At 67.3% G+C, this 8,908-nt stretch carries 7 protein-coding genes; all 7 read right to left on the bottom strand.

Going from position 1 to position 8,908, the window contains the following annotated elements; translation table 11 throughout:
* Nucleotides 1-320: 320 nt before the first annotated feature.
* The 7 genes from KB201_RS23060 to KB201_RS23030 all read right to left on the bottom strand — a co-directional run bounded on the left by KB201_RS23060 (nt 321) and on the right by KB201_RS23030 (nt 8,887).
* A complete protein-coding gene (locus KB201_RS23060) occupies nt 321-1,607 on the bottom strand; it encodes an MFS transporter (protein ID WP_068972103.1) in 1,287 nt (428 codons plus the stop codon).
* A gap of 57 nt (nt 1,608-1,664) precedes the next feature.
* Nucleotides 1,665-2,138 carry a MarR family winged helix-turn-helix transcriptional regulator gene (locus KB201_RS23055; protein ID WP_211540633.1) on the bottom strand — a complete coding sequence of 158 codons (474 nt, stop codon included), beginning with the start codon at nt 2,136-2,138 and terminating at the stop codon, nt 1,665-1,667.
* A gap of 90 nt (nt 2,139-2,228) precedes the next feature.
* Entirely contained in the window at nt 2,229-2,858 is a 630-nt protein-coding gene (locus KB201_RS23050) for a TetR/AcrR family transcriptional regulator (protein ID WP_159371714.1), read from the bottom strand.
* Between the two features lie 130 nt (nt 2,859-2,988).
* Nucleotides 2,989-4,518 (bottom strand): long-chain fatty acid--CoA ligase, encoded by a 1,530-nt coding sequence (locus tag KB201_RS23045; protein WP_211540631.1) that lies wholly within the window; start codon nt 4,516-4,518, stop codon nt 2,989-2,991.
* A 7-nt stretch (nt 4,519-4,525) separates the two neighbouring features.
* Nucleotides 4,526-5,653, bottom strand: coding sequence for a DUF5938 domain-containing protein (locus KB201_RS23040; RefSeq protein WP_211540630.1), 1,128 nt, complete (start codon nt 5,651-5,653; stop codon nt 4,526-4,528).
* 79 nt (nt 5,654-5,732) lie between these two features.
* The gene (locus tag KB201_RS23035) at nt 5,733-6,536 is read right to left on the bottom strand and encodes an SDR family NAD(P)-dependent oxidoreductase (RefSeq protein ID WP_205333794.1); all 804 of its coding nucleotides are present in this window, start codon (nt 6,534-6,536) and stop codon (nt 5,733-5,735) included.
* A 260-nt stretch (nt 6,537-6,796) separates the two neighbouring features.
* Entirely contained in the window at nt 6,797-8,887 is a 2,091-nt protein-coding gene (locus KB201_RS23030) for a PhoX family phosphatase (RefSeq protein ID WP_211540628.1), read from the bottom strand.
* Nucleotides 8,888-8,908 lie beyond the last annotated feature (21 nt).

The raw sequence follows: 8,908 nt of genomic DNA, 5'->3' as shown, positions 1-8,908 counted from the left end.
CACGCGCCGGTGACCAGCACGAACTCTTCGACCCCCACGACGGCCGCCAGGCCGCAGATACTGAGGTGCGAGGAGCGATAGCGACGAGCCACGAAGGGCCTGGTGAGACACGTTGCGTGGCCCTTCGTGGCTCGCTTCGCTCGCACCTCAGGGAGCATAGAATTCGGGCGCCCAGGAGTGTTCGCTCGGTGGTCCACGACGGCCGTCCGGCCGCTCCTCAGGGAGCGGAGGCGTCGCGCTCGTCGCACCTCGGGGAGCGGGAGGGGGCCGTGCTCCTTGCGCCTGTGCTCAGGGAGCGTGAAGCCGCGTGTGCGCGAACCTCAGAACTCCTCGGCGCCGATGAGAGCGGCATCGTCGGCGACCTTGTGGTCGTGGGCGACCTTGGCCAGCGACACCGCGCCGAGGGCGACGACGCAGTATCCGGTGGCGAACCACCACGGTGTCGCCTCCGAACCGGTCCACTTCGCGAGGTACGCGACGAGCACGGCCGCGATCGCGGCGCCCATCCAGCGGAGGAAGCTGAACCCGGCACTCGAGACCGAGCGCGGGGTGTCGCCGCCGACGGCCGACATCGCGACGTCGGTGAAGAGGGTGTTGAGCACGCCCGAGGGGAAGCCGGAGAGGATGACGGCCAGGCCGATCAGCCAGATCTGTCCGGTGAACGTGCCGATCCCGGCCAGCACCATGACAAGTCCGTATGTCGAGATGGCAACCATGACACCGGCCTTCTCACCGACGACCCGAGCGAGCAGCGGCGCGACGAAGACTCCGGCGACCGCCGTGAGCAGACCCCAGCCGAAGAAGACGAGTCCGGCGTAGATGGGTCGCAGGCCCATCGCGATCGGCGCCCAGGCGATCACGGTGAAGAGGGCGCCCGTGTAGAAGGCGGAACCGACGGACGTGACGAACAGGGTGCGGTTGCGCAGGACCTTGATCGGGTCGACGATCCGGACCCGCACTCGTTCGGACCGGGGGCCGTCGGCGGGAAGCATGAACGCGCACAGGATGGCTCCGGCCAGCATCAGCAGGGCGGTACCGGCAAACGGTGCGCGCCAAGTCCATTCACCGAGCGTCGCACCCAGGAGCGGTCCGACGGCCAGCCCGATGCCCAGGGCGGCCTCGTACATCATGATGGCGCTGTTGCGGTTGCCCACCGCCGATTGGACGATGAAAGCCAGTGCGGTGGCGAGGAACAGTGCGTTGCCGAGACCCCAGATCACCCGGTAGGCGATGAGCTGGTCGATGTTGTCGGCGAAGGCCGAGACGCCGGCTGCGACGACGATGAGTCCCAGCCCGACGGTGAGTGTGCGTCGCGGCCCGAAACGGTATGCGGCCCAACCGGTCAGCAGCATCGCGACGCACTGGACGCCGACGTAGACACCGAACAGGAGCGTGAGCTTCTCCGGTGGGGCGTTCAGCGCTTCGGCGATGCTGTGCAGGATCGGATCGACGAGGCCGATGCCCATGAAGGCGATGACGGCGGCGAAGGCGGTGATCCACACCGCGCGCGGTTGGGCGCGCAGAGAGGCGAGCATCGACGGTTCGGTTGCGGTGGTGTCGCGCGCCACCGCGGCGGTGTCGCCCGGGGTGTGTTCGGTGACGGTCATGAATTCCTTTGCCAGATCAGGCGGACGGCCGGCGGTGTCGAACCGCGACCGGGCCGCTCACGCACTCGCCGGGCGGGCGGGGTGCGATACCGGGTGATTGTCGAGCTGGTCGCGCAGGGCCTGCAGGGCCGGTCCGGCCGCGGCGATGGCTTCGCGCTGCTGATCGTCGAGCGCGGCGAGCGCACCGGTCAGGATGACGTCCCGCTCCTCGCGGATCTGTCGCACGAGGGTGCGCCCGTGGTCGGTGAGGTCGACGAGCACGGCTCGGCGGTCGTCTGGATCAGGTCTGCGTTCGACCAGGTGGTGCTTGGTGAGTCCGTCGATCACCGACGTCGCTGTCGGCATGCGGATGGATTCGCGGGTGGCGAATTCACCCATCCGCATCGGCCCGTGATCGGCGAGGACGCTCAGAGCGGACGTCTGCGCCGCGGTCAGCTCGACCGACGGTGCGCGACGACGGAGGGCCAGGTAGAGCCTGGTGATCGTCGGCCGCAAGGTCTGGGCGAGTTGGGCGGGGTCGGAAGCGGACACGTTTAGAGAGTCTAATACTTAGGGGTTCGAAGTATTAGGGCAGGGGGCTGTGATGCTGCGCACGAACGTGCGGCTCGACTCGTCAGACGGTCAGTGGTGCCCCACGACTCCGAAGAAGGCGATCAGGTCCTGGCGCGCAGTCGCGACGCCGTCGGGCCGGCCGTCGATCTCGCTGAGCAGTCCGCGCTGGAAGATGCCGTCGAGCGCGATGTAGGCGACCGCCGGTGTCACCGCGGGCTGCGTCCCCGACAACTCGCAGAATCTCTCCACCACACGCCAGATCATCTCTTCGCGCCGGCGCTCGATCTCGATGACGTCCGCGCGGAAGGAGTCGTCGAACATGCTCTGGTTGCGCAGGTCGTACCAGAGCCGATGAATGGCTGCCTCGGAGTGCATGCCTGCGAAGAAGGTGTCGGCGAACTCGTCGCGCAACTGGTCCGCGGTCACCGCCTGGGCCACCACCTCGTCGTAGCGGGTGACGCAGACGGCCTCGTACTGCCGGACCGCGTGGGCGATGAGGTCGAGCTTGTCGGTGAAGTAGTAGTGCAACACCCCGTGCGAGTACTCGGAGTTCTGCGCGATCTCGCGCAGGCTCGTCCGCGCGTACCCCAGTTCGGCCAGCGTCGTCAGAGTCGCCATGGCCAGCTCGTCGCGCTTGGCCTGGAACTTGTCTCGTGCGCGGGCCTCGATGCGGGCCTGTCGGTCGACGACCTGTGTCATCTCGCGGTCCTTGCCGGGGGATTCCCTTGCTCGGGGAGTGATGGAGTTCGAGACCCGAGTGTACCCACCCGGCCGAGTTCGACGCTTGTCGGCGCCGGCCGGGCGGGCACCGGGTGAGGCCTCGATCCGGTCAGCTGAATGCCCCCCGGACCTCGGTCTTCAGGATCTTGCCGACCTTGGACCGCGGCAGTTCGGTCCAGATCTCGATCTCCTTCGGCGCCTTGACGCTGCCGATCCGTTCCTTGACGAAGGCGATGAGCTCCTCGGTGTCGACGTCGTGCCCCGCACGCAGTTCGACGGCGGCCGTCACGCGTTCGCCCCATTTGGGATCGGGCAGCCCGATGACGGCCGAGTCCTTCACCGCCGGATGGGCCAGCAACGCCTGTTCCACCTCGGCCGAGTACACGTTGAACCCGCCGGTGATGATCATGTCCTTGGCGCGGTCGACGACGAAGAGGTAGCCGTCGTCGTCGAGGTAGCCGATGTCGCCGGTGTGATGCCAGCCGTACGCGCTCACTTCGGCCGTGGCCGTGGGGTTCTCGTGATAACCGTCCATCACGAGCGGTCCCCGGACGACGATCTCCCCGCGCTCGCCACGACTCAGCAGCGACCCGTCCTCGGCCATGATCGCGACCGTGGTCAGCGGTGTCGGCCGACCGGCCGATCCGAACCGCTCGGTGGCCATCGACCCATCGTCATGGAAGTGCTCGGCGGGCGCGAGGGTGGCGATCATGTTCGGCGCCTCCGTCTGCCCGAACAACTGGCCGAGCACCGGTCCGATACGCGTCAGTGCTTCTTCCAGCCGCGTGGGCGACATCGGTGCCGCGCCGTACCACAGACATCGCAGCGAGCTCAGATCCCGACGGTCGAGGTCGGGATGGTCGAGCACCCCGTAGATCACCGTCGGCGGGAGGAAGGCGTGCGTGATGCGATGCCGCTCGATCAGCGCCAGGAACTCCCCGATGTCCGGTGCCGCCATGATCACGACCTCACCGCCGAGGCTGAGGATGGGGAAAGTCAGCACCCCCGCCGAGTGGGTCAGCGGGGCGAGCGCCAGATACCGGGGGCGCTCACCGAACGGGTAGCTCATCAACGCCAGTGCCGTCGAGGTCATCATGTTGTCCTCGGTGAGCCGCACCCCCTTCGGTCGGCCGGTCGTCCCGCCGGTACCGGCGAGCATGCACAGACCGCCATCTGGTCGTCGGCGTTCGTCCGGTTCGGCCCGATGTTCGTCGAGCCAGCCGTCGAACGGCGTCGCCCAGTCGACGTCGCCGTCCAGACAGATCAACCGGTCCAATTGCGGGAGCTGATCTTTGATCTTCTCGATCAGGCCGGCGAACTTCGCCTGGAAGAACAGCAGCCGGCACCCGAAGAGATCGAACAGCTGTCGGTTCTCCTCGGCCTCGTTGCGCGGATTGACCGGGCACCACACGGCACCCGCACGCGAGATGCCGAAGACGCACGTCAGGGCCAGCGAATCGTTGGCCGAGAGGACGGCGACCCGGTCACCGGCCTCGATCCCGTTGTGCTGCAACGCACCCGCGATGGCAGTGGACCGATCCTGGACCTCGCCGTAGGTCGAGGTGACCCCGCCGGCGGTGAGGCACGGCGCGTCGCGCCCCAGCGAGGCGCCCTTGTCGAGGTACTCCGAGAGTCGCATGTCGTCCTCAGCGGTGCACGGTGACGATCGGGTCCAGGACCAGACCGAAAGCGCGAAGTGTGCCGAGCAATTCGCGATGGCCGAACGCCTGGCAGCTCGAGACGAAGCCGACACGGCGGGGGCGGGCCTGGAGGAGTTCGTTCGCGGCGTGCGCGTTGAGCAGGGCGGTCTGCTTGTAGTTGGAGTTGCCGTGGATCACGCAGTGCGCGCGGCCGAGCGGACCGGAGGCGTAGACCGAGTCCAGCGAGGTGTTCAGGCGCGGGTTCTCACGCGGGGGCATCTCGCTGCGGATGGCGGCCGACTGCTCGTCGATGATCCGGTACTTCTCCTCCTCGGACTTGCCCTCCATCTGTTCGAGCGCGGCGGCCACCAGAACCGGTACGCCCTGCATCAGTGGCCGGTTGAAGACGCCGCCGAGTGCCCTGGCGGTGGCCACGCGCGGGTCGTTCTTGAACCACACCGGGTGTGATGTACCGCCCCAGGGCAGAGCGAGACCGAGGTCGTGCTGACCGGGCACGCTGACCGTGTACAGACCCGCGTCCGCCGGCCATTCGACGTACTCGTTCTCCTCGAGGTAGTACGCCTTCGCGAATGCGGCATTGGTGAGGATCGTGTTGGTCGACGCGACGGTCGGGTGGCCCTTCCAGAACACCTGGATGTCGAGGGTGTCCAGTCCGGGGTTCTCCAGGCAGATGTTCGCGGCGATCTCGCCGATCGAGTACATCTGCGCCAGGCCGGGCGTCAACACCAGTTCGCGAGAGGCGAATTCGGCTCCGTACTGCGCCTCGGCATCGATCATCCAGTTCTGCTCACCGTTGGTGTCGGTGTAGTGGGCCCCGATCTCGAGGCAGGCCTGGACGACCTCGTGACCGTAGCGGGCGAACGGGCCGACCGTGTTCAGTACGACGTCGGCACCGCGGAAGGCCTCGGTCAGCGCCTCGACCGTGTGCTCGACCTCGACGATGTCGTACGCGACCGTGTCGATGCCCGGCGCCGCCTCGACGGCGCTCTTCAGCCGGGCGTGGTCGCGGCCCGCGGCCAGGAACGGAATGTTGTACTCGCGCAGATACTCACAGATCAGTCGGCCGGTGTATCCGGACGCTCCGTAGACGACGACGCGTTTGTCAGTGGGCATGGTGGGACTCCTCGTGTCTGGTTCGGGTGTTCGATGCGGGTGTTCGGGAAAAGCGTTGCGGCGGTGGACGTCGGCGGAATCACATCCCCATGCCGCCGTCGACCGGGAGGCCCGCGCCGGTGATGAACTTCGCGGCGTCGGAGACGAGGAAGACCACGGCGTCGGCCATGTCGTCGACCTGTCCGAGTCGGCCCAGGGGTGTCAGCTCCGCGACCGCCTGGGCAGCCGCCTCCGGGGATTCGAACAGCCCCAGGGCCGCGGTCTCGACGGCGAGTTTGTTGCCCATCGCGGTCGGGGTGAGTGCGGGATAGATCGAGTTGACGCGCACTCCGTAGCCGAGCTTGCCGGATTCGGCGGCCGCCACCCGGGTGAGGCGGTCGATACCCGACTTCGTCGCGGAGTAGACGCTGATGCCGGGGAAAGCGATTGTCGCAGCGACGGATGCGATGTTCACGACGGCTCCGCCCCTGCCTGCGATGCCGCCGGGACGCATCGCGCGGAACGCGTGCTTGATGCCGAGGGCAGTACCGAGCACGTTGACGTCCAGCATCTTCGACGCCTCGCCGGCGTCGAGATCGACCAGGAGGTTCGTCACCTCGATGCCGGCGTTGTTCACGACGATGTCGAGCCCGCCCAGCGACTCGACGGTCGACGCCACGGCCGACTCCCAGGCCGCGTCGTCGGTCACGTCGAGCGCGACGAACTCGGCCTTCGCGCCTTGTGCCCGAAGCGTTTCGACCGTCTGCCGACCGCCGTCGGAGTTCACGTCGCCGATCGCGACGGACGCACCGGCTGCGGCGAGCGCCTCGGCCATCCCGGCACCGAGGCCCTGCGCGCCACCCGTGACCAGTGCCGTCCGCCCGGTCAGGTCATAACTCGTCATCGTTCCACCTCCGTGAGACCGCCTCGGCCGAGGCGGAGAAGTAAGACACAGTCGAGACAACATGTGCTGCACGCCACACTAAGCCCGGGTCTTGACAGTCGTCAAGAAAAACCTTGACGACTGTCACGATCGGGGTGCGGGCCACGAAAGATCCAGGTCAACGGCTCGGTACCGCGGGACAGTCCTGGTGGCAGATGCAGAACACCCCCGAGCCGGGCCGCTGGGCCGGGACTCGAGGGTGCTCGGATGAAGGGGTGTGGTCAGACGCCGATCTCGCCTCCGTTGTCCCGCCACACGGCGACGACGGAGGGCCGGGGCTGCGACTGTCCGCCGTCGGGCCAGTGCGACGCCGGGTTGTCCGCGGAGTGGTCGTCGAGTTCACCGGGGTGCTGAACCGCGATCAGGACACGATTGGTGTCGATGATCGGGCCGCAGGTCTCGCCACCCTTGGGCACGGTCAGGAACTGCTTGGTCTCCCCGCGTCGATCGCCGTCCAGGGCGACCGCGAACAACCCGTCGTTGCTGTCGAGTGCGTTGCCGTCCGTGGAGATCCACAGATTGCCATGGGGATCGAACGCGACGTTGTCGGGGCAGGAGATCGGACTGACCTTGGTCTTGTCGAACCCGCCGTAGTAGGTGTCGGCAGCAGCCGGGTCGCCGCACACCAGCAGGAGTTCCCAGGTGAACTCGGTGCCGGTGTGGTCGTCGGTCATCTCCAGGACCTGACCGTTCTTGTTCTCGTTGCGGGGGTTCACCGCATCGGCAGGCGCTTCACCATCGGTGCCGCGATCGTCGTTGTTCGTCAGCGCGCAGTAGACCTTGCCGGACTTCGGATTCGGTTCGATGTCCTCGGGCCGGTCCATCTTGGTCGCGCCGACGGTGTCGGCGGCCTGCCGGGTGAACACCGCGACCTCGGCGGGGGACATGCCGCGGATGTACGAGCGTGCCGAACCGTCGGCATTGACCGTCAGCAGCGGCTTCCAGGACCCCTTGCCGGCGAATTTCCCTGAGGCGGGCGGGGTTCCGGTACCGTCCACCGGGTCGGGGGAGTCCCCGGTGAAGGTGGCGACGTAGAGCGTGCCTTCGTCGAGGATGCCCATGTTGTGGTCGCGGGCCGTCTTCGACAGGCCGGACTTCATCTTGCGGCTGGAGACGAACTTGTAGATGTACTCGAACCTCTCGTCGTCACCGCTGTAGGCGACGACGGTGTCCTTGTCCGGCCCGCTCCCGACCACGTAGATGTTCGCCGATTCGTGCTTGAACCGGCCCATCGAACTGTGCTTCACCGGAACAGAATCCGGGTCGTGCGGATCCACTTCGACGATGTAACCGAAGCGATTCCCCTCGTTCGGCTCGACCGCCAGGTCGAAGCGCTTGTCGAACCGTCCCCAGTAGTGCTCGTCGCCGTCGTCCTCGAAGGAGTAGCGCTCGAGCCGCTCCTTGGCCTTGGGATCGGTGATGGCGCTCGGGTTCGCGAAGTAGTTGTTGAAGTTCTCTTCGCCGGAGAGCATCGTGCCCCACGGGGTGAGACCTCCGGAACAGTTGGCGAAGGTGCCCAGGACAGTGGTGCCCGCCGGGTCCGCGGCCGTCTTGACGAAGTCGCTGCCCGCGGCCGGGCCGGTGAGGCGGAACGGGCTCGAGGCAGTCAGACGTCGGTTCCGAGGGCCCACAACGGTTTTGAGAGCTCCGCTGCCGGGTTGCGCGGTGACCTCGACGACTGCGATGCCGACCGACGCCATGGCGATGCGGGCCTGCTGCTCGGTGGGTTCGCCTTCCTTGTAGCCGGCGAACATGAAGGGCTCGGTCGGGTACTCCAGGTTGGCGACCAGGTAGTGGTGATCGGCAACGCCGTCGACCGGGATCAGGCCGGCGAAGTCGTTGTTGAAGCCGAACTGCCCGGCCTGCGCCTCGGGCGTCTGATTGGCGAAGTCGAACTCGGGAGCGCCGGGCAGGATCGGGTCGCCCCACCTGATCACCACCTCCTGGCGGTACCCGTCCGGGATCACCACGGCATCCTCGGTGTTCGGCGCGACGGCGGCGAAGTTCATGCCCGGCATCGCATCTCCGGACGCCGCACCGCTCGACGAGGCCGACTCCGACGACCCGGAATCACCGCACGCCGCGAGGAGCGAGGTCGCACCGACGGCCACCGCTGCACCGGCCGAGGTCTTGAGAACGCTTCGACGCGAGACCGCGGTGCGGACGACATCCCGGAAGTAGTTGTTGTCGCTGGTGTTCCCGGGATCGTGGCGGCACGCGTCGCCGCACTTGTAGCGGCAGGTCACGTAGGCGCGGGACGAACGTCCGGCATCCTCACCGGTGGACATGAACAGCTGCAACGGAATACGCACACGGGCTCCTCTGAAAACATG

Source organism: Gordonia sp. SCSIO 19800, from assembly GCF_018132775.1.
In the GTDB taxonomy this organism is placed as follows: Bacteria; Actinomycetota; Actinomycetes; order Mycobacteriales; family Mycobacteriaceae; genus Gordonia; species Gordonia hongkongensis.
Note: the sequence above shows the minus strand (reverse complement) of the source record. Positions and strands in the feature narration are given on the sequence as shown.